Annotated in this window: 24 protein-coding genes; 12 read left to right on the top strand and 12 right to left on the bottom strand. The window is 63.0% G+C overall.

The genetic code is table 11. From position 1 onward, the window contains the following. Position 1 precedes the first annotated feature (1 nt). Positions 2–1,912: a DCC1-like thiol-disulfide oxidoreductase family protein gene (locus N4J17_RS02385; protein WP_198322306.1), complete on the bottom strand. Its 1,911-nt coding sequence runs from the start codon at positions 1,910–1,912 to the stop codon at positions 2–4. Between the two features lie 177 nt (positions 1,913–2,089). On the opposite strand from N4J17_RS02385, the gene N4J17_RS02380 reads away from it, so the two are divergent. The 4 genes from N4J17_RS02380 (at position 2,090) to gloB (ending at position 5,148) form a co-directional block, all read left to right on the top strand. Then, positions 2,090–2,341 carry a type II toxin-antitoxin system CcdA family antitoxin gene (locus N4J17_RS02380; RefSeq protein ID WP_198322305.1) on the top strand — a complete coding sequence of 84 codons (252 nt, stop codon included), beginning with the start codon at positions 2,090–2,092 and terminating at the stop codon, positions 2,339–2,341. After that, on the top strand, positions 2,341–2,661 hold the full coding sequence (locus tag N4J17_RS02375; RefSeq protein ID WP_232470343.1) for a CcdB family protein: 321 nt from the start codon (positions 2,341–2,343) through the stop codon (positions 2,659–2,661). Before N4J17_RS02380 ends, N4J17_RS02375 begins: the two co-directional genes overlap by 1 nt. 109 nt (positions 2,662–2,770) lie before the next feature. Then, positions 2,771–4,381 (top strand): MutS-related protein, encoded by a 1,611-nt coding sequence (locus N4J17_RS02370; RefSeq protein ID WP_198322303.1) that lies wholly within the window; start codon positions 2,771–2,773, stop codon positions 4,379–4,381. Continuing rightward, positions 4,381–5,148 carry a hydroxyacylglutathione hydrolase gene (gloB, locus tag N4J17_RS02365; protein WP_198322302.1) on the top strand — a complete coding sequence of 256 codons (768 nt, stop codon included), beginning with the start codon at positions 4,381–4,383 and terminating at the stop codon, positions 5,146–5,148. Before N4J17_RS02370 ends, gloB begins: the two co-directional genes overlap by 1 nt. Positions 5,149–5,208: 60 nt before the next feature. Here the strand turns inward: gloB and N4J17_RS02360 are convergent, their stop codons facing one another. Further along, positions 5,209–6,606 (bottom strand): amino acid permease, encoded by a 1,398-nt coding sequence (locus N4J17_RS02360; RefSeq protein ID WP_198322301.1) that lies wholly within the window; start codon positions 6,604–6,606, stop codon positions 5,209–5,211. A gap of 176 nt (positions 6,607–6,782) precedes the next feature. Between N4J17_RS02360 and N4J17_RS02355 the strand changes: the two genes are divergently transcribed. Together N4J17_RS02355 and N4J17_RS02350 are read left to right on the top strand one after the other, a co-directional pair. Next, a complete protein-coding gene (locus N4J17_RS02355) occupies positions 6,783–7,031 on the top strand; it encodes a hypothetical protein (protein WP_198322300.1) in 249 nt (82 codons plus the stop codon). A gap of 107 nt (positions 7,032–7,138) precedes the next feature. Next, the gene (locus N4J17_RS02350) at positions 7,139–8,170 is read left to right on the top strand and encodes a cytochrome-c peroxidase (RefSeq protein ID WP_198322299.1); all 1,032 of its coding nucleotides are present in this window, start codon (positions 7,139–7,141) and stop codon (positions 8,168–8,170) included. Positions 8,171–8,242: 72 nt separating this feature from the next. Here the strand turns inward: N4J17_RS02350 and N4J17_RS02345 are convergent, their stop codons facing one another. Next, positions 8,243–9,487, bottom strand: coding sequence for a hypothetical protein (locus N4J17_RS02345; RefSeq protein ID WP_232470330.1), 1,245 nt, complete (start codon positions 9,485–9,487; stop codon positions 8,243–8,245). A 376-nt stretch (positions 9,488–9,863) separates the two neighbouring features. Between N4J17_RS02345 and N4J17_RS02340 the strand changes: the two genes are divergently transcribed. Next, complete coding sequence (locus N4J17_RS02340; protein WP_277458148.1) at positions 9,864–10,598, top strand: hypothetical protein; 735 nt, start codon at positions 9,864–9,866, stop codon at positions 10,596–10,598. A gap of 76 nt (positions 10,599–10,674) precedes the next feature. Here the strand turns inward: N4J17_RS02340 and gcvPB are convergent, their stop codons facing one another. The 3 genes from gcvPB to gcvT form a co-directional block, all read right to left on the bottom strand. Then, a complete protein-coding gene (gene gcvPB / locus N4J17_RS02335) occupies positions 10,675–12,144 on the bottom strand; it encodes an aminomethyl-transferring glycine dehydrogenase subunit GcvPB (protein WP_198322297.1) in 1,470 nt (489 codons plus the stop codon). Then, positions 12,138–13,499, bottom strand: coding sequence for an aminomethyl-transferring glycine dehydrogenase subunit GcvPA (gene gcvPA, locus N4J17_RS02330; RefSeq protein ID WP_198322296.1), 1,362 nt, complete (start codon positions 13,497–13,499; stop codon positions 12,138–12,140). Before gcvPA ends, gcvPB begins: the two co-directional genes overlap by 7 nt. A 96-nt stretch (positions 13,500–13,595) precedes the next feature. Then, the gene (gene gcvT, locus N4J17_RS02325; protein ID WP_198322295.1) at positions 13,596–14,675 is read right to left on the bottom strand and encodes a glycine cleavage system aminomethyltransferase GcvT; all 1,080 of its coding nucleotides are present in this window, start codon (positions 14,673–14,675) and stop codon (positions 13,596–13,598) included. Between the two features lie 137 nt (positions 14,676–14,812). Here gcvT and N4J17_RS02320 point away from each other — a divergent pair, with 137 nt between their 5' ends. From N4J17_RS02320 to N4J17_RS02310, 3 genes are all read left to right on the top strand, one after another. After that, positions 14,813–15,139, top strand: coding sequence for a carboxymuconolactone decarboxylase family protein (locus N4J17_RS02320; RefSeq protein WP_198322294.1), 327 nt, complete (start codon positions 14,813–14,815; stop codon positions 15,137–15,139). Between the two features lie 76 nt (positions 15,140–15,215). Further along, positions 15,216–15,575 (top strand): DsrE family protein, encoded by a 360-nt coding sequence (locus tag N4J17_RS02315; protein ID WP_198322293.1) that lies wholly within the window; start codon positions 15,216–15,218, stop codon positions 15,573–15,575. An 83-nt stretch (positions 15,576–15,658) separates the two neighbouring features. Further along, positions 15,659–16,117: an EVE domain-containing protein gene (locus tag N4J17_RS02310; protein WP_198322292.1), complete on the top strand. Its 459-nt coding sequence runs from the start codon at positions 15,659–15,661 to the stop codon at positions 16,115–16,117. A 71-nt stretch (positions 16,118–16,188) separates the two neighbouring features. Here the strand turns inward: N4J17_RS02310 and ilvA are convergent, their stop codons facing one another. Beyond that, positions 16,189–17,718, bottom strand: coding sequence for a threonine ammonia-lyase, biosynthetic (gene ilvA, locus N4J17_RS02305; RefSeq protein ID WP_198322291.1), 1,530 nt, complete (start codon positions 17,716–17,718; stop codon positions 16,189–16,191). 91 nt (positions 17,719–17,809) lie between these two features. On the opposite strand from ilvA, the gene rpiA reads away from it, so the two are divergent. Then, positions 17,810–18,466 (top strand): ribose-5-phosphate isomerase RpiA, encoded by a 657-nt coding sequence (gene rpiA / locus N4J17_RS02300; RefSeq protein ID WP_198322290.1) that lies wholly within the window; start codon positions 17,810–17,812, stop codon positions 18,464–18,466. A 228-nt stretch (positions 18,467–18,694) separates the two neighbouring features. On the opposite strand, the gene N4J17_RS02295 is transcribed toward rpiA, so the two are convergent. The 5 genes from N4J17_RS02295 to N4J17_RS02275 all read right to left on the bottom strand — a co-directional run bounded on the left by N4J17_RS02295 (position 18,695) and on the right by N4J17_RS02275 (position 21,807). Further along, positions 18,695–19,252 (bottom strand): hypothetical protein, encoded by a 558-nt coding sequence (locus tag N4J17_RS02295; protein ID WP_232470329.1) that lies wholly within the window; start codon positions 19,250–19,252, stop codon positions 18,695–18,697. A 162-nt stretch (positions 19,253–19,414) separates the two neighbouring features. Continuing rightward, positions 19,415–19,798 carry a sulfite exporter TauE/SafE family protein gene (locus N4J17_RS02290; RefSeq protein WP_198322289.1) on the bottom strand — a complete coding sequence of 128 codons (384 nt, stop codon included), beginning with the start codon at positions 19,796–19,798 and terminating at the stop codon, positions 19,415–19,417. Positions 19,799–19,843: 45 nt separating this feature from the next. Further along, the gene (locus N4J17_RS02285; RefSeq protein WP_198322288.1) at positions 19,844–20,419 is read right to left on the bottom strand and encodes a DNA-3-methyladenine glycosylase I; all 576 of its coding nucleotides are present in this window, start codon (positions 20,417–20,419) and stop codon (positions 19,844–19,846) included. After that, on the bottom strand, positions 20,416–21,249 hold the full coding sequence (locus N4J17_RS02280) for a PHP domain-containing protein (RefSeq protein ID WP_198322287.1): 834 nt from the start codon (positions 21,247–21,249) through the stop codon (positions 20,416–20,418). The genes N4J17_RS02285 and N4J17_RS02280 overlap by 4 nt, the downstream gene beginning before the upstream one ends. A 6-nt stretch (positions 21,250–21,255) precedes the next feature. Continuing rightward, entirely contained in the window at positions 21,256–21,807 is a 552-nt protein-coding gene (locus tag N4J17_RS02275) for an NUDIX hydrolase (RefSeq protein ID WP_198322286.1), read from the bottom strand. A 234-nt stretch (positions 21,808–22,041) separates the two neighbouring features. On the opposite strand from N4J17_RS02275, the gene purD reads away from it, so the two are divergent. Further along, entirely contained in the window at positions 22,042–23,325 is a 1,284-nt protein-coding gene (gene purD / locus N4J17_RS02270) for a phosphoribosylamine--glycine ligase (protein WP_198322285.1), read from the top strand. Positions 23,326–23,342: the final 17 nt, after the last annotated feature.

Here is a 23,342-nt window from a genome sequence, read left to right as displayed (position 1 = left end):
CTCAGTCGGCGCTCAGTGCCTCCAGGTCGCGGTCCAACTCCAGCCGCATCTCGCCGTCGCGCCACAGCGCCCGGCCGACGTCCTGCCAGGGTTGGCCGAGGTTGTACCGGCGCAGGCCCGGCTCCCAGTCCATCGGTGCTTTGACCGTTTTGAGCTTGAGCACGAACGTGGTCCGGTTCAGATCCAGCCCGAGCCGGGTGCCCCAAAACGCAGTCACTTTGCGCACGAATTTGTCCAGCCGGCGTGGGTCCATGTGACGGGTCACCGCGACGTTGGCCCACATGGAATGTACCCGGCCCCAGTTCGGCGACACGATCCGGCCATCCGCAGCGACGAACGGGAGCCAATGTTCCTTACCATCGGCATCGAGCCAGGTGATACCCAGGATGTGCTCGTAGCCCTGGAAATGGTCGTGCAGATAGAGCGGATGCGGGGTGATGCCGAGGAACGTGTGCGAGGCCGAAATCAGCGCATTGCTGAGCATCGTCAGCACCTGTCCGGCTTCATTGGCCTTGGTGTCCACGCCCAGTCGATAGAGGATGGCGTAGTGCAGGGTGCAGTTGATCTGCAGGATCAGCACGACCACCAGCATCCGGCTGATGCGGTTGGCCCGCTGATGCAGGTTGCCGCCGACCCATCGGGAGATGCGCTGGGCCAGATCCGGCTCTGTCCGCCCGGGCGCGGGGGCGCAGGACGCATCGCAGCCCAGCCGGACGCGGTTGTCGGCGATACGCCGGTAGATCCCGTTGGCGATTGCGTTCAGGCCCGGCAGCCGCATCACCAGTCCCACCAGCGCCGGATAACGCATGGCAACCAGGATGCGGGCGTAGGTCGCCACCCCAAAGTGGCGCTGTCCTTTGCAGTCGACGGCATAGAGATCCCCCAGCAAGTCCTGTTCGGGAATGTCCTTGAGCGCCGGTGCCGTCGCGGCATGGGTCTGCAGTCCGCGGAATTCCACGGCACGGAATACATCGAAATGCTCGACGGCGAGCACGGTCTTGAGGCATAGCGGACAGCGTTCATCGTAGAACACTTGCAACGTCGGTTCCGCCGGGCGCAGGGTTCGCGCGAGGGTCCGCCACCAGCGGAACGGCACCATCAGGAGATAATGCACCAGCATGCCGAAGCCGAACGGGTAGATGTTCAGCGATACGATGATGCCTGCGTGCAGCGACGTGCCGACCAGCATCAGCGGCACGCGGAAGCGGCGGAAATACAGCAAAAACGGGAAGCCGAACTGGAACGCGATGATCGTGTAGCCGATCGCCCGCTGCAGAGGCTCGATTTCCAGCAGCCAGCTCATGTCCAGCGGCGACATGTAATATGGCAGCGAGGAGGGCAGCCAGGGCCCCAGGCCATTGCGCCAGAATTCGGCGAACAGCTTGTGGATCACGGAATCGAAGTAAATGAACCCCAGCGACACCGCCAGCGGCAGGAAATAGCACAGCACCGGCACCGTCTGCGGCAGGGCGTACCGCCGATCCACCGTCGAATGGCGCCAGGCCAGGCGTAGCCGATCCAACGACCAGGCGCGTTCCGAGGGCAGGAAGATCAAGAGGAGGCTCGATCCCAGCATGAGCTGGTCGAAGCCGCCGTCGAAGTCCTTCCACATCGGCGTGAACACCGTGAAGATCAGCCAGAGCAGGTAGTTGGCGATGGCGGCGAGCCGGGTGTAAAGCCCCAGCGCCAGGCACAGCGCAGCCATGCCCCACAGCACCAGGAACAGATGGACGGAGGGCGAAGCGATGTCCAGATAGGGTACCGGATCGAAGATCAGCTGGCGGAAGTAATACAGGAAGCAGATTTCCTGAAACGCGACCAGGCCGAACGCCAACCGGAACAGGCCGAGGCCGGTGGCAGGCACCTGCTTCTCCAGGCCGCGCAGGACGAGATTGAACAAGGCTTTTTGCATGGGGGTTCTTCGATGGTTCGCCGGATTTTCCTACGCCCGGTGCGGGAATTCGGGCGGGTAATGGTATGCGCAGCAGGGGATCGCCTCAAGTTCGGATCGGCGGGCGTGACTGGTCTGCGCTTCGGGTTGAATGCGCAATATCGACTTTGCGCATAGAATGCGCATCAGAGGTGCGCAATGAAAACTATCGTCCATTCTCAGGTTCGCAAGCGCCCGGTCAACCTCAGTCTCAACGAGGAACTGGTGGCCCAGGCGCGCCAGCTGACTGATAACCTGTCCGGGGTTGTCGAATCCCTGCTTGCCGATTTCGTCGAATGCGAGCTGCAGCGCCAGCGCGAGCAATCTCGACGCGTCGAAGCGACCGTTGCCTTGTGGAATGACTTCGAGGAAAAACACGGTTCTTTTGCCGACGAGTATTCGACGCTTTGATGGCCCAGTTCGATGTCCACCGGAATACCGGCCCACACAGGGATGCCGTCCCGTTCGTAGTGATCGTCCAGTCGTCGCTCTTCGACGCTTATCGGCGCCGGGTCGTGGTGCCGCTGGTGCGTCGGGACCGGCTTGGCGCAGTTCCCGATCCGGGTTTCAATCCGGCCTTCACCCTCGAAGGCGTCGATGTCGTTCTGCACCCGCTGGAGATCGTGTTGGTGCCGGTCGCCCGATTGGGAGGGCGGGTAGGATCGTTATCGGATGTCGGAGACCAAATCATCGGGGCCATAGACCAAATGCTGAGCCAGGCTTGGCGGTAAGCCGTACCTGGAAAACGGCTGCGGAGAGGATGGCCGGGGCTGTGGCTTTTGCCTTCCTTTGCCGAACCGGTTCAAAATTGCGCTTTGTCAATCGAGCGAGGGCGGTACAGTGGAATCCATCGATATCCGGGGCTACCCGACGATTTTGAGATCCGACGGCAAGGAGCCGCCCAAGATTCCTTCCGTCGCGCCGGGGCACACTGGCGCGTCGGTGCTGGACGAACAGGCGTTCCGCGTCATCGAGGTGGATAAGCTGTTCGAGGCCGTTGACCATGCCACCACGGTCATCGGGCGCGCCGTGCTGTACCGCTCGCTCGCGCAGCCGCCGGTCGATCCCGGACTGATCCGCGCCAAGCAGGATGCGGTGCGGGAACTGGAGCGGAACGCAGAACTGCGAGCGGGACTGGAAGTCCTGCTGGCCGAAGCCGCCAGGCTGGAAGGGGAGTTCTACAATCTCCTCTACGCCCAGTTTCTGGGGCTGATCGGTTCGCCTGCGCATCCCCTGGAAGTCGAAGGCTACGGCTATGCCACTTATATCAAGGGCACGCGCTTCATGCTCGACCTGGTCGAGCGTGCCAACCGTTTGCCCGAACCGGGCAGCGCCTATCTCAAGGCACTGGTGCAGGAAGTCCGGGATTTCGCCCGGTCACGCGCCTACGCCCTGATGAAGGGGCCGGTGTACCGGACCGAGAAGCGGGTCTGCACCCGGGCCGAAAAGGGCTGGTTCACGCCGGGCATTCGGTTTCGGCCATCGCTGTTCAAGCCGGTCGGCCTTACCGTCACGGTGCTGCTGTTTCTGGCCGCAATGGAGTTTTTGCCGTTCGCGCTAGACATCGCGGCGTCGATCGCGCCGGTGTTCTGGCTGTTCCTGCTGCCGATCGGCTTCGTCTATGTGCCTATCGTCGGCGGCATGGACCGTGATGGCATCATCTATCCTCTGCGCGAGGTTTTCCGCCGCTCGGAGGAAGTGCAGGCCACGCTGGATACGCTGGGCCAGATCGATGAACTGATGAGCTTTCTCCGCTTCCGCGAGTCCTTCGGGCATTTCATGACGCTGCCGGATATCTTGGACGGAGAGCGGCACCGGATGTCGCTGCGCGGGGTGCGCAATCCGGTGTTGGCCAAGAACAGTCCGCTCTATGTGCCCAATGACATCGACCTGACCGAGCACCGGCTGACTTTCATCACCGGTCCCAACAGCGGCGGCAAGACTGCATTCTGCAAGACCCTGGCGCAGGTCCAGATCCTGGCCCAGGTCGGCTGTTACGTGCCGGCGGAGCGGGCCGAACTGACCGTCGCAGACCGGGTGTTCTACCAGGTGCCAGAGATCAGCCATCTGACGGACGGCGAAGGCCGCTTCGGCACCGAACTCAAGCGGACCAAGGACATCTTCCTGGCCTCGACGCCGCGCAGCCTGGTCATCATGGATGAGCTGTCGGAAGGGACGACCAATGAGGAAAAGATGGACATCTCCATCGCGATCCTCGACGGCTTCCGGGAGAGGGGCAACACCACGGTGCTTATTACTCACAACCATGAACTGGTGGACGTCTACCAAGGGAGGCGGATCGGGCAGGCGCGACAGGTGGAATTCCGCAATGAACAGCCGACCTACCGCCTGATCGAAGGGGTGTCGCGGGTCAGCCATGCCGACCGCATCGCCAGGAAGATCGGTTTTTCCAAGGAGGACATCGCCAGATACCTACAAGGCAAGTCCTGATGCTCGAAATCCTTCAAATCCCCGTGCTCGAAGACAACTATGTCTATCTCCTCCACGAGCCCGACAGCGGCGCCACCGCCGCGGTGGACCCGGCCGTCGCTGGACCGGTACTGGAAGCGCTCGATGCCAGAGGCTGGCAGCTCAGCCATGTACTCAATACCCATCACCACGGTGACCACGTCGGCGGCAATCTGGAGCTCAAGGCGGCGACCGGCTGTACCATCGTCGGTGCGGCAGTGGATCGTCGCCGCATCCCGGGAATCGATGTGGCGTTGAAAGACGGTGATGCATTCACGCTCGGTGCTGCATCGGCGCGGATGCTGGAGGTTCCGGGGCATACCTCCGGCCACGTCGCTTTCTGGTTCGAGGATGATGCCGCCCTGTTCTGTGGCGACACGTTGTTCGCGTTGGGCTGCGGCCGTTTGTTCGAGGGCAGTGCGGAGCAGATGTGGCATTCCCTGGAGCGGCTGCGCGCGCTGCCGGCGGAGACGAAAGTTTTCTGCGCCCATGAATACACCCAGGCCAATGCCCGATTCGCCGTTACGATCGAGCCCGGCAACGCGGCCTTGCACGAGCGCTTCGAGCGGGTCGAGGCCCTGCGGCGTGAGAAACGGCCCACGGTACCCTCTTGCCTGGGCGAGGAGTTGGCGACCAACCCGTTCCTGCGTCCGGAAAGTCCGGAAATCAGAGACGGGCTGGGTTTGCGAGATGCACCGGACGTGGAGGTGTTCGCGGAAATCCGGCGCAGGAAGGATGGTTTTCGCTGAGCCCAATGGCTGCGCGGCGACTCTCCCAGACCTCCTTTCCACGGATCGAGTCTGGGACCGCTAGTCCGCCAGCCTGCTGTGGCGGTAGGAATAGGCGAAATAGATCATGATGCCCAGCCCCAGCCAGATCACGAAGCGCAGCCAGGTCAGTGCCGGCAGGAAGGCCATCAGGGCACTACAGGACAGGGCGCCGAGGATCGGAAACCAGGGCACGACGGGTGTCTTGAAGGGGCGGTGCAGCTCCGGCCGCGTGACACGGAGCACGATCACGCCCAGGCACACCAAGACGAAGGCAAACAGGGTGCCGATGTTGACGAGTTCGGCCAGTTCGCCCAACGGCACGAAGCCGGCCACCAGAGAAATGAACAGGCCGCACAGGACGATGACCCGTACCGGCGTCTGGGTGCGGCGGTTCACGGCGGAAAACCAGGGTGACAGCAGCCCGTCGCGGGACATGGCGAAGATGATGCGGGTTAGCGCGTAATAAAGCACCAGCATGACCGTGGTGAGCCCAGCGATCACTCCGGTGGCGACCAGCCCGGAAGCCCAACGGATGCCCAGCAGCTGCAGCGCGTGCGCGACCGGCGAGGAGACGTTGAGTTCGGTATAGGGCACCACCCCTGTGAGGAGTCCCGCCACCACGATGTAGATGAGGGTGCAGAACACCAGCGAGCCGATGATGCCGATCGGCACGTCACGCATCGGATTGCGCGCTTCCTCCGCAGCGGTGGAAACCGCATCGAATCCCACGTAGGCGAAAAAAACGATCGAAGCTCCGGCCAACACCCCGACCGGTTTACCGTTGGCATCGTGGCCGAACCAGCCGAAGGGCAGGAACGGGTCCCAATAGGCTGGATCGACGTGGGCGCTGGCGACGGCGACGAACACCGTGATGGCCAGCACCTTGATCGACACCATCACGGTGTTGAGGCGGGCGCTCTCCTTCACACCGACGATGAGCAAGAGCATCAGCAGGAAGATGATCGCTGAGGCCGGCAGGTTGATGAGTCCTCCCTTTTCCGGCGCCTTGGTCAGCGCATCCGGCAATTCCAGACCGATTGCGGTCAGAGCGTTGGCGAAATAGCCCGACCAGCCGTTGGCGACCGCGGCTACCGAGATCGCGTACTCCAGAATAAGGTCCCAGCCGATGATCCAGGCAATCAGCTCACCGAAAGCCGCGTAGCTGTAGCCGTACGCGCTGCCGCAGCCGCCCACGCAGGCCGCCAGTTCGGCGTAGGCCAGAGCGGCGAAGGCGCAGGCCAGTCCTGCGAAGACGAAGGAAAGAACTACGGCGGGGCCGGCCTGGGTCGCGGCAGCGATGCCGGTCAGCACAAAGATGCCGGTACCGATGATGGCCCCGATCCCGAGCAGGGTCAGGTCGAGCGCGCCCAGGCAGCGCTTCAAGCCGCTGCCTGAGCAGTCGGCCGTGGAAACCGCCTTGGTCCGAAAAATTCGCATGTCGCCTCTCCGTAACATTATTTTGAAATGTGGGGCGATTATGCCTGAACCGGTGTCTCCGCCGAACGGCGCTCGCCGTTGGTGAGGTGGAATATTGCAAGACGTTGAAATTCTCCATCCGGGCACCATGTTAAAACCATGAGACGCCCGCGATTTATGGGCGGGGAGAGTTTCCGATGACTAACGAAATTACGATGTATCTGCTGTTCCTGGCGGTCGGTTTTGGGCTGGGTGTCGTGGTGAGCCTGAACCATTCCGCGCAGCGGCTGGAGAAACGAATCCAGCGGCTGAGCGAGCCTGCGCCGCCGCGTGTCGAGATCAACGTCAGTGAAGAACTGGTGGCGCGGTATCTCGATTCGTTCGATCTGGTCGCGATCCCGAAAGACCTGGTGGTGCGGGTGGGGCAGGCGCCGACCCGGCACTGACTTGGGCGTGGGGCGGTTGCAAACTGGCGCGTAATTCCCTATAAGAACTCGCTGGACGCGGCGACACCGCCGTTTGAAAACAACACCACACCGAGGAGGAAGTCACCATGTTCACTCTACGTTTGCTGACCTGCGCCCTGCTCACGGCCGGAGCGTCGGCGGCGGTTGCCGATTGGCAGGCGCTGCCCGCCAAGGCCCCCGAGCCCGCGGCCAATCCGAGCACCCCGGCCAAGGTGGAACTGGGCAAGATGCTTTACCTGGACCCGCGCTTGTCCTCGACCGGCACGGTCTCGTGCAATTCCTGCCATAACGTGATGCTGGGTGGCGAAGACAACCGCGGCGGCTCGGTCGGCGTCCACGGCCAGGTCGGCGGCCGCAGCGCGCCGACGGTCTGGAATTCCGCCTTCAACTCCGTGCAATTCTGGGACGGCCGCGCGCCCAGCCTGGAAGCCCAAGCCAAGGGCCCCGTGACCAATCCCATCGAGATGGGCATGAAAAGCTGGGATGACGTCGTGGCCCGGCTCAAGGCCATTCCGGGTTATCCGGAAGCCTTCGCCGCCGCCTTCGGCAGCGGGGACGTAGTCACGGCGGACAATGCCGCCAACGCCATCGCCGCCTACGAGCGCACCTTGATCACGCCCAACAGCGCCTATGACAAATACGTCAGCGGCGACAAGACCGCCCTGACCGAACAGCAGGTGCGGGGTATGAACACCTTCGCCGAGACGGGCTGCTCCAACTGCCACAGCGGGCCGGCATTCAACGGTCCCACTCTACCGGAGGGAACGCCGTTCTTCATGAAGTTCCCGACCTTCGAGAACGGCATGTTCGAGGCCAAATACGGATTCAGCCAGGATAAAGGCCGCGCCGAGGTCACGAAGAAGACCGAGGACGAACATTTGTTCAAAGTGCCGACCCTGCGCAACGTTGCGCTGACCGCACCTTATTTCCACAACGGCAAGGTCAAGACACTGGACGAGGCGGTGCGGGTGATGGCGAAGCTGCAGCTCAACAAGGATCTGAGCGATCAGCAGATTGCGGACATAGTCGCCTTCCTGAACGCCCTGACCGGTGAATTCCCCAAGCAGCAGATGCCACATCTGCCCGGCTTGCCGAACAAGACCTTCGATTACGACTAAAGGCCTCCCGGTTTTTTCGGCTTGCGGAGCCAGCCCCCGGGGCTGGCTTTTTTGCGCCGGTTGCCTGGTGCGTCAAGGAGGGGTGTAAAGGGAAAGCCGGTCGATCCGCTCGTCGATGAGCTGTTTCAGCCGTTCGAACTCCGGGCTGTGGACATCCCGGAAGCGCTCGAAAAATTCGGCGCTGCGAAGGCGTTCCGGTAAATCACCGACATTCGGCATGAAGACCGTGTCGTCGGTACTGGCGGCCAGTACACCCTGGATCCTGCGGGCATAACGCGGCTGGGCTGCACGCTTGCCGAATACCGTGCCGGCGCGGTCGGCGGCCAGGTCGGTGAAGCTGAACCCGCTGCCGCTGTGCGTGTCGTTCAATTCCTTGATGAGACCAATGGCATCGGTGAGGGTGCGCTGGCCCGCAAGGGCGAACGCGGCGGAGGTCATGAAATGCCTGCCGAGGTCCTGCCGTCCCTGCAGCAGCACGGATCGTACGGGCAACGGAGTCGCTTCGCTGTCAGGGCCACTCATCAAATCATAGCCGTTCACATAAGCCGCCAGCAGCAGAATGACTGCCCGGTTTTCCGCCGCCGGATCTGCCGTACCGGACCGTTGTTCCGCCAGTGCGAACAGCGCCCGTGTCAGTATCCCAAGACGGATGAATTGTCGGGTGTTGGATTCGTTCAAAGCTGTGGCGAGCCGGCCATGATAGGCATGGACCCGTTCGGCACCGGCAGTTTCGATGATTAACGCGCGAAGGCTTGCGGTCGTCCGGGATTCGCCGGCCAAAGTCAGTTCCAGCTTCCCTTCGCGGATATGCGCCGACAGGATGAGCCCTCGATCGTCCGGCGTGTTCCGCAGCAGGCCCTTTTTTTCCAGTTGCCGGATCATGACGACATTCACCGCTTTGGACGGGAGCGGGAGCGACCCTACCCGCAGGCTGGTCAGGGCAGGCAAGGGATCTGCGTCTTCGACGGTCAGCCGGAAGTTCAGGAACAAGCCCGCCAAGTAAGGGAACCGCAGGGTAACGGCTGCCGTCAAGCGCCCCCCTTTCATCTCGGTGCGGACGGCGCCCTCGAGTTTCTTCCGGGCTAGCAGATCGTTGATTGAGGTTTCGATGTCGCCCGCTGTCAACTCGACCGTTTTGTCTTCTCCTTCCCGTTTGCGGACCTTCAGCAGTTCCTGTCCGTCATAGGGCCGGGCGGCTGGGGGCGGAGTATTCACCAGCGGTTGCGGCTCCAGGGCGAACCAGAGTGCCGCCACCGGCAGGAGGGCGGGAACGACCAGGACGGCGCGGACGATGGCTACTCGGCTGAGGCGTTTCACGCGGTTTGGTTGGCGGAGGCGAGGATGGCCATGGGGGCGAATGGTCCGTACGCGGGGATATTAACAGAGGGACGGTCAAACGGTTGCGACGTAGAACAGGCGGCTGGCCAAGATAGTGCCTGGGGAATCGCAAGCGATGACGCGGCTCGATCTGGGTGAAATGCCCTTGACATAGTGAGTGAGGTCACACCAAGGGGTGAGCGAAATAACTCACAAAGTGAGTGAAATGCCGCATTTCGCGATGACCTGTCATCGGGATATGTCGTTTTATCATTGACTTGCGGTAAATCTGACTCTGGCATGCTTAGTGTTTGATCCAATGGGCGCCGTCCTTGTCAAAAACACAAAATCCAATAGAGAGATAACGATGTCCACTATGAACAAAATCCTGTCACTATCCCTGCTGGGCGCGGGAATCGCACTAAGTGGAGGCCAGGCCCACGGACACGCCGGTTTCCAGGCTTTCCCTGACGGCTCGCCGGTGAAGTACATCGAAGGCAAGACCGTCTATCCGACGGCGATCATTCCTCACGACTGCAGCGAAGGCGAAAAGCACTTCCCGGTCGTCGAGGTCGTCGTGATGCCGCCTCAGGGGCACACCCTGAACCGCATCGCCAAGCCGGTTTCGGGTCAGCCCGTCCAGGTCATCGAGAACGCCATGATGTGGGACTGGGGTACCGCGCTTCCCTCGATGACCGCAGGGTTCGGCAAGGTCGAAACCCGTAACGGCCCCCTTCATCCGAGCGGCGAGGGCACCCGGGCGATGGTCTGGAAAAATGGCAACCTTCCCGGCAGCCGATACGCCGGTTTCTCCTTCCGGGTCAAGGCCGGCTGGCAGACGAAGCTCTTCCCCGCCGACGCATGTGTCAACCAGGCGGTGTACTACATGCCGGCGGTCCAGTACTGCAGCAAGAAGAAGGTCGAGGCCTGGCTGCTGGAGCCGACCACGGCATTCCCTTCCTCCACCTTGGGCGATCCCAACGGTGCATCCCCGTCCGTGACCGTGGTGCGCGATACGGCCAGCAATCCGTTGCCGGACGGCTGCACGTCGCCCGAGACTTGGTACTTCTACCCCTCTCCCAGCGACATTGATCAGTTCCTGTATCGCTGATCGCGCCACGCCCGTTCCGGGCAACAGGCCCTTCCGGCCGTGAGGCGGAAGGGCTTTTTACCGTTATGTTTCGAAGTCAGCGCCGGGATGCATCCGGCGCTGCCGGTTTCCAGGCCAGATCCGGATGGCGGGCGGCACGCACTTCATCCAGTCGGCGGACGGGCGTTTGGTGCGGCGCTTGTTTGAGCCGTTCCGGCTCCTCGGTGGCTTCCTTCAAGATCGCCGCCATGGCGTCGACGAAAGCATCCAGGGTCTCTTTGTTCTCGGTTTCCGTGGGTTCGATCATCAGGCATTCGGGGATCAGCAGCGGGAAATAAACGGTCGGTGCATGGAAGCCATAGTCGAGCAGTCGCTTGGCGAAGTCCAGAGCGGTGACCTGATGATCTTTTTTCTGCCTCTGCAGGCTGAGGATGAATTCATGGGCGGCACGGCGGGCCGGAAAAGCAGTGTCGAATCCGGCCTCCGCCAGTTTCTTCTGCAAATAGTTGGCGTTGAGGGTGGCGTATTCGGCCACTCGCCGCAGGCCTGGATACCCAAGCAGGCGGATGTAGATATAAGCCCGCAGCAGCACGCCGATATTGCCGGCGAAGGCGGAGAGCCGGCCGATGCTTTGCGGGCAGTCGTTTTCGGTGAGCCAGCGGCAGCCGTTCGAGCTTCTTGCCACTATCGGCAGGGGCAGGAAGGGTTGCAGCTTGGCGTTGACCCCGACCGGCCCGGCACCGGGGCCGCCGCCGCCATGCGGAGTCGAGAAGGTCTTGTGCAGGTTCAAGTGGATGACGTCGAACCCCATGTCAGCGGGGAGGACCTTGCCGAGGATGGCGTTGAGGTTGGCTCCATCGTAATAGAGCAGGCCGCCCGCGGCGTGGACCTGCGCAGCGATCTCGGGGATGCGACGTTCGAATACACCCAGGGTCGAGGGATTGGTGAGCATGATGCCGGCGGTTTTCGGTCCCAATGTCTGCTCGAGGGCATCCCGATCGACGTCGCCTTCCGGGTTGGTGGGGATTTCCCGGACCACGTAGCCGCACATGGCGGCCGAGGCGGGATTGGTACCATGGGCCGCATCGGGGACCAGGATTTCGTTGCGCTCGTGGTCGTTGCGGGCGGCATGGTAGGCACGGATCATGGCGACGCCGCAGAATTCGCCCTGGGCACCGGCGGCGGGGCTGAGGCTGACGGCGGTCATGCCGGTGAGCGTTTTCAGATATTCCTGCAACTCGTAAAGGCAGCTCAGGGTGCCTTGGCCGAAGCGCTCGGCCCCGTGGGGATGGACCGCTGCGAAGCCGGGCTGCCGCGCCAGTACGTTCGCCGCCTTGGGGTTGTATTTCATGGTGCAGGAACCCAAGGGGTAGAAGTGGGTGTCGATGGAAAAATTCTTCTGGGACAAACGGGTGTAGTGCCGTACGACGTCGAGTTCGGTCACTTCCGGCAATGGCAGCGGGGTTCGGCGCAGCAGGTGGCTTGGCAGGCTGGGGACTTCGGCGGGGATTTGCGGATACAAGCTGGCGCAGGCGCGGCCTTCACGGGAACGGTCGAAAATCAGCATTGGAGTACCTCCGCCAGCGCGGCTGCATAGCGGTCCATATCCTCCGGACCGCGGGTTTCGGTGGCGCACACCAGGAGGGCGTCGCCGAGTTCGGGATAGTCGGCCGAAAGGGCGAGGCCGCCGAGTATCCCCCGCTCGGCCAGCGCTGCCAGCACGCGGTCCGCCGCCTGCGGCAGGCGGATCGCGGCTTCGTGGAAGAACGGAGCCGGGAAGACCGGTGCGACGCCGTCGATGCGGGTCAGCCGCTCGATCAGCGCCGAGGTGTTGGCGTGGCAGGCGGCGGCGACGCCGCGCAGTCCCTTGGGGCCCATCAATGCCATATAGAGAGTTGCCGCCGTCACCATCAGTCCCTGGTTGGTGCAGATGTTGGAGGTCGCTTTGCCGCGGCGGATGTGCTGCTCGCGGGGTTGCAGCGCGAGGGTGAAGCCCTCGCGGCCGTCCACATCGACGGTACGGCCGACCAGGCGTCCGGGAAGCTGGTGGACGAAGGTCTGGCGGCTGCAGAGGAACCCGAAGTAAGGGCCGCCGGCGGAAAGGGGAATCCCCAGGGGCTGGCCTTCGCCGCAGGCCAGGTCGGCGCCGTGCTCGCCCCATTCGCCCGGCGGTTTCAGCAGAGCCATGGCGGTCGGGTTGACCACGGCAATGCTGCGGGCGCCATGGCAATGGGCCCAGTCGGCGAGGACGTCCACCTCTTCAAGCACGCCGAAGTGGTTGGGTTGCGGAATGACCACGGCGGCGAATTCCTCCCCCTCGAACGTTTCCAGCGCGTTTTCGGCGATCCGCCCCAAGCTCCCGTCGTAGTCCAGATCGACCAGTTCGACCTGCTGGTTGCGGGTAAGCGTCCGGGCGACGCGCTTGTAGACCGGATTGAGGCTTCGCGGCAACAGGACCTTGCGCGAACGGGATTCCGGGTTCGTCCGCAGCGCCATCAGGATCGCTTCGCCCAGCGCGGAGGCGCCGTCGTAGAGCGAGGCATTGGACACGTCCATGGCCATCAGGCCGGCCATCATGGACTGGTACTCGTAGAACACCTGCAGGCTGCCTTGGCTGGCTTCGGCCTGATAAGGCGTGTAGGCACTGTAAAACTCACCGCGCAGGGCGATTTCCCACACCGCCGCCGGAATGTAGTGCTCGTAGGCGCCGGCGCCCGCGAAGCAGAGGGCGCTGCGGTTCTCGGCCGCACGCGCCTCCATCAGCCGGCAGACCTCCCTTTCCGACAGCGCTTCGGGCAGGTCTTTCAGCTCGCCGCAGCGTAGGTCCAGCGGGATTTCGGCGAACAGCTCGTCGATCGATCCGGCGCCGATGGCCGCGAGCATGTCGCGGACTTCCGTTTCGGTGTGGGGGATGAATGGCATGGCGAAGTTTCCTCGCTGTTTCAGCAGGCGGTTTCGTAGCCGCATGATGACCGGTCTTTGGCGTTCTTTCGACCGGCACCCCTCGTAGCGATGCTATCAGATATCGATCAGCGAATTGCCGCGGTGGACAAAGCGCGGTTTCACCACCTTTGCGCGCTTGAGGCTGCCGCGGATTTCCACCCAGCAATCGCGCCCGGTCGCCGCGGGTACCCTGGCCAGGCCGATCGAACGCCGCAGGGTGGGGGAGAAGCCGCCGCTGGTCACGACGCCCTCGCCGACATTTTCGACGGCCACCTTCTGCCCGCTGCGAAGGATTCCCGCTTCCTCCAGGATCAATCCGACGAATATCGAAGGCGAACCCCCGATGCGCTCCCGCTCCAGGGCCCCGCGGCCGATGAAATCGCGATCTTCGGGTTCCCAGGCCACCGTCCAGCCGAGGCCGCAGGCAAGGGGCGTGACGGTCTCGTCCATGTCCTGCCCGTAGAGGCGCATGCCGGCTTCTAGCCTGAGGGTGTCGCGGGCGCCGAGTCCGCAGGGCTGGACGCCGGCCGTCAGGACCTGGCGCCACAGCGAGCCTGCTTCGGCCTGGGGCAGAAGGATTTCGAAACCGTCCTCTCCGGTATAACCGGTGCGGGCGATGAAGCGGTCGTCTCGCTGCATGGCGCTGAACGGTTTCAGTCCGGAGCTTCCGGTGGCGATCACGGCATCGGCGATGCGGGGGGAGTCCGGGCCTTGGACGGCGATCATGGCCAAATCGTCACGGGGAGTGACGTCCGCCGAAAAGGCGGCCGCCTGGCGGCGAAGCCAGCTCAGGTCTTTTTCCCGTCTTCCGGCATTGAGGATGAGGCGGAAGCGCCGATCGTCGACGAAGCCCGCGACGAGGTCGTCGAGGATGCCGCCGTCCTGGTTGAGCATGCAGGCGTAGAGTATCCGTCCCGGCTCGGCGAGCCGGGCGATGTCGTTGGCGAGGATGCGGCGCAGGAACGGGGTGGCCTGAAGTCCATCGACGTCGACCACGCCCAGATGGGAGACGTCGAACATGCCGGCGGCCCGGCGCACGGCATGGTGTTCAGCGATCTGCGAGCCGTAATGGAGCGGCAATTCCCAGCCCGAAAACTCGGTCATCCGGGCTCTCAACGCCAAGTGTTCTTCGTAGAGTGCGGTGCGTCTGCCCATGGTGTCGTGTCCTCGCAGCTCCGGGGTTGGGGGATCCCTCGGCGGAGCGTAGTATTGGCACGGTGTGCCGGCTGGGGAAGGATCGAATGGCCGAAGCGTCCCGAACAAAGTCCGCAAGCCAATACGGAGAGACCATTATGAACAAAGACAGGCTTCCGAAAAATTATGTGCTTCTGCAACACGAGTACCCCGGTTTCATGGCGGCAGTGGAACGGCTGGGTGCGGTCTTGAAGGAGCAAGGTCCCATCGACGACAAGACCGCCCATCTCATCCAGCTCGCGGCGGCCGTGGCGATCCATTCGGAAGGCGCGGTTCACAGTCACGTAAGAAGAGCGTTGGCCGCGGGCGCCTCGCGTGAGGAAATCAACCATGCCATCATCTTGCTGACCAGTACGCTGGGGTTTCCGACCGCCAGCGCCGCGCTGAGCTGGGCTCAGGATATCTTCGGCGAGGGCAAGGACTGAGAAACCAGCGGATGTGCCCGCAGCATTCGGCGGAATGCCGAAACCCAAATCACCCATGATTGATACAGGAGGACCCATGAAAACATTGATCATTTCCGGCAGCCGGGGAACCGACGATCCGACGATGGCGACCCTTCCGTTCATCGCTGCCAAAGCGGCCCATGAACAAGGCCACGACGTGATCCTTTGGCTATGGAACGAAGCCGTCACGCTGGCTCGCAAAGGCACTGCCGATCACGTGGTCGGCGTCAACCTGACGCCGCTCAAGGATCTGCTGGCGGCCGTTCAATCGGCGGGAATCCCGATCTGGGTCTGCGGCGCCTGCGCGGTGGCACGCCAGATAGGCGAAGCCGATTTGATCGGCGGGGCGGCGATCAAGGGCATGCCCGACTATATCGTTGCCGTGCTGGAACGCGACCGGAACATTGCATTCTGATCCGGCTGAAACGACGGAGGATTTCCGCGGATCGATAGCGAGCGGTTCCTCGTAACCATGACAAGGTGGGAGAAGGAATCCACATGCGCTACTGGCTGATGAAAACCGAGCCTGGCGAGTTCGGAATCGACGATCTTGCGGCACGTCCGACCCAGACCGAACCCTGGGACGGGGTTCGCAACTACCAGGCCCGCAACATGATGCGGGATGAAATGAAAGTGGGAGACGGCGTGCTGTTCTACCACTCGAACTGCGATGTGCCCGGCGTGGTCGGCATCGCCGAAATCGCGCGGGAAGCCTATCCGGATTTCACGGCCTTCGACCCCGACCACAAGCATTACGATCCGGCCAGCAAGCCGGAGGCTCCGCGCTGGTTCATGGTGGACGTTCGCTTCGTGCGCAAGCTGCGCCGCACCATCGCCCTGAGCGAATTGAGGAACCGGTCGGAACTGGAAGGGCTGCCCCTGGTGCGTAAGGCCAACCGGCTGTCGGTGATGCCGGTCAGCCCGGATCAGTGGAACTTCATCCTGTCCCTGGAGTGATCTCTCCAGGGGCAGTTGACGTAGATCCGATCAGCGCAGCGTCATCGGGCGATATTTTGATGCAAGGATCATCACCCCCGCTCGCTACCCCCCGCGAACAGCCGGTAGGCGGGATTTTGGGTTTCCTCCTTGAAGGCGTAGCCGATGGCTTCGAGGAATTCCCGGAAGGCTTTGCGTTCGGGCTTCGGCACCTGGATGCCCATCAGTACCCGGCCGAAGGCGGCGCCGTGGTTGCGGTAGTGGAACAGGCTGATGTTCCAGCGCCCGCCCATGATGGACAGGAAGCGCAGCAGGGCGCCGGGGCGTTCCGGGAATTCGAAGCTGTAGACCTGTTCGTCCAGCAGTTTCGGCGCGTGGCCGCCGACCATGTAGCGGATGTGTTCGATGGCGAGTTCGTTGCCGGTCAGGTCGAGCACGCCGAAGCCGTGGCGCTCGAATTCGCGTACCAGGCTTTCGCGGTCGATCGAGCCGCTCGCCACGGGGAGGCCGACGAAGACCTGCGCGGCCTTTTCGTCGAAGAAGCGGTAGTTGAATTCGGTGATGTTGCGGCGGCCCAGCACCCGGCAGAATTCGAGGAAGCTGCCGGGCCGCTCGGGGATCGTCACCGCCAGCAGCAGTTCGCGCTTCTCGCCGATCTCGGCGCGCTCGGCGACATGGCGCAGCCGGTCGAAGTTGATGTTGGCCCCGCTTTCGATCGCCACCAGGCAGGCTTTGCGGAGGCCAGTTTCCGCCGCGTATTTCTTGAGTCCGGCGATGCCCAGCGCGCCCGCCGGTTCGGCGATGGAGCGGGTATCGTCGAAGATGTCCTTGATGGCGGCGCAGATTTCGTCGGTGTCGACGGTGACCACGTCGTCCACCCACTGGTGGGCGATATGGAACGGCTCCTTGCCCACCTGCTTCACTGCGACGCCGTCGGCGAACAGGCCGACCTGCTTCAGGATCACCCGCCGCTTGGCTTTCAGCGCACGGTGCAGGCAGTCGGCGTCTTCCGGTTCCACGCCGATGATGCGGATGTCCGGGCGCACGAACTTGACGTAGGCGGCTATGCCGGCGATCAATCCGCCGCCGCCCACCGGCACGAAGATGGCGTGGATGGCGTCCTGCCGCTGGCGCAGGATCTCCATGCCGATGGTGCCTTGGCCGGCGATGACTTCGGGATCGTCGTAGGGGTGAACAAAGCTCAGGCCCTGCTCGCGGGCCAGTTCCAGCGCGTGTTCGTAGGCTTCGTCGTAGGCGTCGCCGTGCAGTACGGCTTCCCCCCCGCGGTTGCGCACGGCATCGATCTTGATTTGCGGGGTGGTGCAGGGCATCACGATCACGGCCCGGATGCCCAACCGCTGCGCCGCCAGCGCCACGCCCTGGGCATGGTTGCCGGCGGAAGCCGCGATCACGCCGGCCGCGCGTGCCTCGGGCGTCAACGATGCGATTTTGTTGTAGGCGCCGCGCAGCTTGAAGGAGAACACCGGCTGCAGGTCCTCGCGCTTGATCAGCACCGTGTTGTCCAGCCGCCGCGACAGGCCGGGCGCCGGTTCCAGCGGGGTTTCCTGGGCCACGTCGTAGACACGGGCGCGCAAAATCTTTTCTATGTATTTCTGCAGCATGGTTCGGGGCAGGGGGCCATCATGGCAGCGGGACGGTTTTCCCAGTATCATCCGCCACCGGTTTGATCATGCAACGATGGCAGATAAGGCAATGACTCAAGACGAACTCAAACGGAAAGTCGCCGAAGCGGCATTGGACTATGTCAAGGACGTCACCATCCTGGGGGTGGGAACTGGCTCGACCGTGAACCATTTTATTGATTTGCTGGCCGATCTCAAAGGCAGCATTGAAGGCGCCGTATCCAGCTCCCAGGCCAGCTCAGAGCGCCTGAAGAAGATCGGCATCCCGGTGCTCGACCTCAACGCCGCCGGCACCCTGGACGTCTACGTGGACGGCGCCGACGAAGTCAACGCGGCCAAGCAGATGATCAAGGGGGGCGGCGCGGCCCTGACCCGCGAGAAGATCGTGGCGGAGGCCAGCCGCAAGTTCGTCTGCATCGTCGACGAGACCAAGTATGTCGACGTGCTGGGCAAGTTCCCGCTGCCGGTCGAAGTGATCCCGATGGCGCGCAGCCTCGTCGCCCGCCGTCTGGTGGAACTGGGGGGCACGCCGGTGTGGCGGGAAAACTGCATCACCGACAATGGCAACGTAATCCTCGACGTGCACAACCTCAGTATCACCGATCCAGTTGAATTGGAACGCCGGATCAACGATATTCCCGGGGTGGTCTGCAACGGCGTGTTCGCCCTGCGGCCTGCGGACGTGGTGTTGATCGGATCGCCCATCGGCGTGCGCACGCTTCTCTGAGGTCGGCATATCGTCCCGACATCGGGGGCTTCGCTGGGCCTAAGACCGGTGTGCCGGCCATGGGTCTGGCGGGATCGGCGCGGGCACGGTGGCGCCGGGACCAACCGTTCGGTTCGCCGGGCGACATGGCCGTGATCCCGGCCAAAGACGGTCGGCGGTGAACGGTGACCCGCAAGCCCCGGGAATAAATCCTCCGTCGCCCTACGCCCGGCGACTTGCCTGGGATGGTTAAAGTACGCCTTTCTTCTGGGCATCCCGGATGAACCGACCGATACAATCAGCCATGGCAAGCTCAATCGGTTCCGAGGCGTCTTCCAGCTTATAACCTTCCTTTCGGGCTTCCCGCGTGGATTCAATGAGATTCGAGTAAACGACCTTGCCGTTCTTCGTCACTGTGAAGTGAACGGCAATATCGAACCTCATGCCGGCCATGCCAACCCAATCGAAACTGAAGCGCTGGATTTCACCGGATACGCTGCGCGAACCACCATCCGACAGCGCATAGCCGGAGAAGCCGAGCTCTTTTTTAACGGCACTGGTGAACAAGGTATCAACGTTGTCCTGGAAAAAGGTATATGCCAAGCCCGATTTTTCCTGCTGAGCCTCATCCGGTTCGACATCGCCCTTGGTGGCAGGGAGATATTCAAACGTTTTCACCTGGATCTGACCCGTCCCTTTAGACAGGTTGGCGGGTTGATATGAGATATCGACATGCTGGGCGCATCCGCCGACCAGACAGGCAAAGGTGGACGCGGCTATCAATTTCTTGAGCGAAAATGTGAGCATGGGCGGCTCCTAAGTCTCTTGATTGGGTGGCGAGGTTTGAGGGAAGTCAATCATGGGAATGTCTGTGGCTGTACGGGGCACTGATCGGCCAGCGGTATCAGGATCTCCGCTGGCAGTCCGTCAACGCGGTCTGACCGATGATAAAGGCCGTTGGAAGGGTGATCAGAGCCAGCCCAGACGTTCGCAAGCGCCATAGATGAGGTAAATCCCGACGATCCATACGAAAATGCCGAACATGAGGCGAAGATAGGGGCCTGGAATCTGATTGGCGAAATAAGCGCCCACCCAGGAACCGATCAGCATGGTCACGGCCAGAATGATGGCGGCACGGACATCCACGTTTCCGTGCCGGTAATACTCGGCCGCCGCCGCGAGGCCGATGGGAGGGAGCAGGACCGCCACGGATGTTCCGGTTGCCATGTGCTGAGAATAACCTGCCCAGTAAATGAGCGCCGGCACGATCACCAATCCGCCGCCGATTCCGAAAAAGCCGGCGGCGAGGCCGCCGAGAATACCGATGATTACCAGGATCAGCCATAACGGCATGGAAGCGCCCTTCGATGAGTTGAAATTCTTGGTTCGACTGGTGGATCAGCCGCCATTCACCTCGCTCCAGCGGAAGCAGTCGACCAGGTGGTCATTCACCAGCCCCGCCGCCTGCATGAAGGCGTAGCAGATGGTGGAGCCCACGAAGTTGCAGCCTCGCCGTTTGAGGTCCCTACTGAGTGTATCCGATAGTGGCGTGCTCGCCGGGATTTCGCACAGATCGCGCCAGGCGTTCCGTACCGGCATGCCGTCGACGAAACGCCACAGATAGTTGTCGAAGCTGCCGAATTCGTCCTGGATGCGCAGATAGACCCGGGCATTGCGCACGGCGGATTCGATTTTCAGACGGTTGCGCACGATGCCGGGGTTGGCCAGCAGGACGGCGATCCTGGCCTCGTCGTAGTGGGCGACGGCTGCCGGATCGAAGCCGTCGAAAGCCTGCCGGTAGGCTTCCCGCTTCTTGATGATGGTGGTCCAGCTCAGTCCGGCCTGCGCCCCGTCCAATACCAAGTATTCGAACAGTTTCACGTCGTCATGCAAGGGAACTCCCCATTCCGTATCGTGGTAGACGGTTTCCTCTGGGCTACGCAGCGCCCAGGCGCAACGGTGCAGGGAGGTCATTGCGCGGTCTCCCAGCGGGTCCAGACCGGCGTGAGGCCGGCCGGCAGCGGCGGAATTTTTCCGAGCCTCAGCCAGACCTGCTCGGGGCCATGGTAATCGGAACCGACCGATGCCAGCAGCCCGTAACGGCGGGCTATGCCTGCGTTGGTCTGGATGTCGGATAAAGTGGCGTTGCCGGAAACGACTTCAATCGCTTGGCCTCCGGCGGCCTTGAAGTCGCCGGCGAGGCGGCCGATCCAGCTTCCGGTCATCTTGTAGCGTTGCGGATGCGCCAGCACCGCAACGCCCCCTGCATCGATAATCCAGCCGACGGCGGCGGTCATTTCGGCCCACACGGTGGGAACATGGCCCGGCTTGCCCTGTGTCAGGAACTTGTCGAAGACGTCCCGCACGTTCGCGGCCTGGCCGAGCTGCACCAGGGCGCGGGCGAAATGGGTGCGGGTGACCATGCCGGCGCCGGCCAGCCTTGCCGCGATTTCGAGGGTGCCGGGAATGCCTTTCTTCTCCAGTCGACGGTCCATTTCCTGCGCACGTTCGAAGCGTACGGCCTGGAGTCGGCGCATACCTTCGTCCAGGCCGGGGTGATCGGGGGCGATGTTCAAGCCCACGATGTGGATGGTCCGCGACTCCCAGGTGACTGACAGTTCGACGCCGGGAATCAGGCGCAGTCCCGCTTCCACCGCCGCCGCGCCGGCGTCGGCCAGGCCGGCCACCGAATCGTGGTCGGTCAGGGCGAGCGTGCGGATGCCGCTGGCGACAGCGGTGCGTACCAGTTCGGCGGGGGAGAGCGTGCCGTCGGAGGCGGTCGAATGGGAGTGGAGGTCGTACAATGGGTTCTAATCGCGGATCAGGAGGCTGTCCGGCCCTAGCGTTTCCACGTGTAGGCCGAAGGCGCCGCTGCGCCGGTCCTGGAAGAACAGGGTGAGCGAGCGGCGTACGGTTTCGAAAGCCAACTCATCCCAGGGGATTTCGTTTTCTTCGAACAGTCGCGTTTCCAGGCTTTCCAGGCCGGCGGCCACGTCCGGGCTGAGCAGCTCGGCCCGGAAGAAGGCATAGATCTGCGACAGATGCGGCAGGCTGAACAGAGTGTAAAGCGAACCGATCCGCACCCGGGCAGTGGCTTCCTCGTAGGACTCGCGCTCCGCCGCCTGTTCCAGCGTCTCTTCCAGCTCCATGAAGCCGGCGGGCAGAGTCCAAAACCCGTAGCGTGGCTCGATGGCGCGCCGGCACAGCAGGACCTGGCCGTTCCACACCGGGATGCAGCCGGCGATCACTTTGGGGTTGCGGTAATGGATAGTGCCGCAGGCGTCGCAAATGTGGCGGGGCCGGTCGTCTCCCGCTGGAATCCCCAGGCGCAGCGGCGCGGCGCACTGGCTACAGTACTTCATGCTTTTTTACCCAACTGCCGGCACATAAGCGGTGTGGCTGTCGGATCATCATCCGCGTGGCTTGTATCATCCATGCCGCACAGTATGCCATGTCCAGGCCGGCCCAGCGCGTATAATTGCGGTCACCTCATCCGAAGCGGAAAGCGCGATGTCCGATCTATTGCGGGCGTAGACCCATGTCCTTCCGTGCGGAGAGCAAGCAGTTTCCAAAATCGATCCGGAGTCTCGTATCTCATGAAAATCCTCATTGTCGGCAGCGGTGGCCGCGAACATGCCCTGGCCTGGAAGGCCGCGCAGTCACCCCGCGCGCGTAAAGTATTCGTGGCGCCTGGCAATGCCGGCACGGCCCTGGAGCCGGGCATCAAGAATGTGGCCATTGCGGCAGATGATGTGGCCGGCCTGCTGGCATTTGCGAAAGAGGAGGGGGTGATGCTCACCATCGTCGGCCCCGAGGCACCGCTGGTTGCCGGTATCGTCGACGCCTTCCGTGCCGCGGGACTGGCCTGTTTCGGACCGACCCGGCAGGCGGCCCAGTTGGAAGGCTCCAAGGCCTTTTGCAAGGACTTCCTGGCCCGCCATGGCATTCCGACTGCGGAATATCAGGTTTTCACCGACGCCGGGGAAGCCGAGGACTACATCCGCCAAAAAGGTGCGCCCATCGTGGTCAAGGCCGATGGGCTGGCGGCCGGCAAAGGCGTGATCGTGGCGCAGGGGGAGGATGAGGCGATCGCGGCCGTGCGCGACATGCTGGCCGGCAACGCCTTCGGCAGCGCCGGGCACCGGGTCGTGGTCGAGGAGTTCCTCCAGGGGGAGGAAGCCAGCTTCATCGTCATGGCGGATGGCGAGCATGCCCTGCCGATGGCGACATCGCAGGATCACAAAGCGCGCGACGAAGGTGATCGGGGCCCGAACACCGGTGGCATGGGGGCCTATTCTCCGGCGCCGGTGGTGACGCCGGAAATCCACCAGCGGGTGATGGAGGAAATCATCCTGCCGACGCTTGCCGGCATGAAGGCGGACGGGATGCCCTATACCGGGTTTCTCTATGCCGGACTGATGATCGCTCCGGATGGCGGCTGCAAGGTGCTGGAGTTCAACTGCCGTTTCGGCGATCCGGAAACCCAACCCATCATGATGCGGCTGCGCAGCGACTTGGTGGACCTTTGCTGCGCCGCGGAGGAGGGCAGGCTCGATGTGGTGAAGGCCGACTGGGATCCGCGCGTGGCGCTCGGAGTGGTGATGGCCGCCGGGGGTTATCCGTTCGATTATCGTAAAGACGATGTGATAGAAGGGCTGGGACTGGCTATTGCGCCTGGCGCCAAAGTGTTCCATGCGGGAACCCGTCTGGACGGCGGTCGGGTGGTCACGGCCGGCGGCCGGGTGCTCTGCGTCACGGCGTTGGGGAAGACCGTCGCGCAGGCGCAGGCCGCCGCCTACCGGCTGGTGGGGAAGATCCACTGGCCGGATGCGTATTGGCGCCGGGACATCGGTCACCGCGCCATCGCGCGCGGCGTCTGAGCGAACCGGCTGCAGCG

Origin of the sequence: Methylococcus capsulatus (assembly GCF_036864975.1) — a bacterium.
Taxonomy (GTDB): domain Bacteria; phylum Pseudomonadota; class Gammaproteobacteria; order Methylococcales; family Methylococcaceae; genus Methylococcus.
The sequence above is the reverse complement of the archived record's forward strand: the minus strand, read 5'-3'. Positions and strand labels throughout refer to the sequence as shown.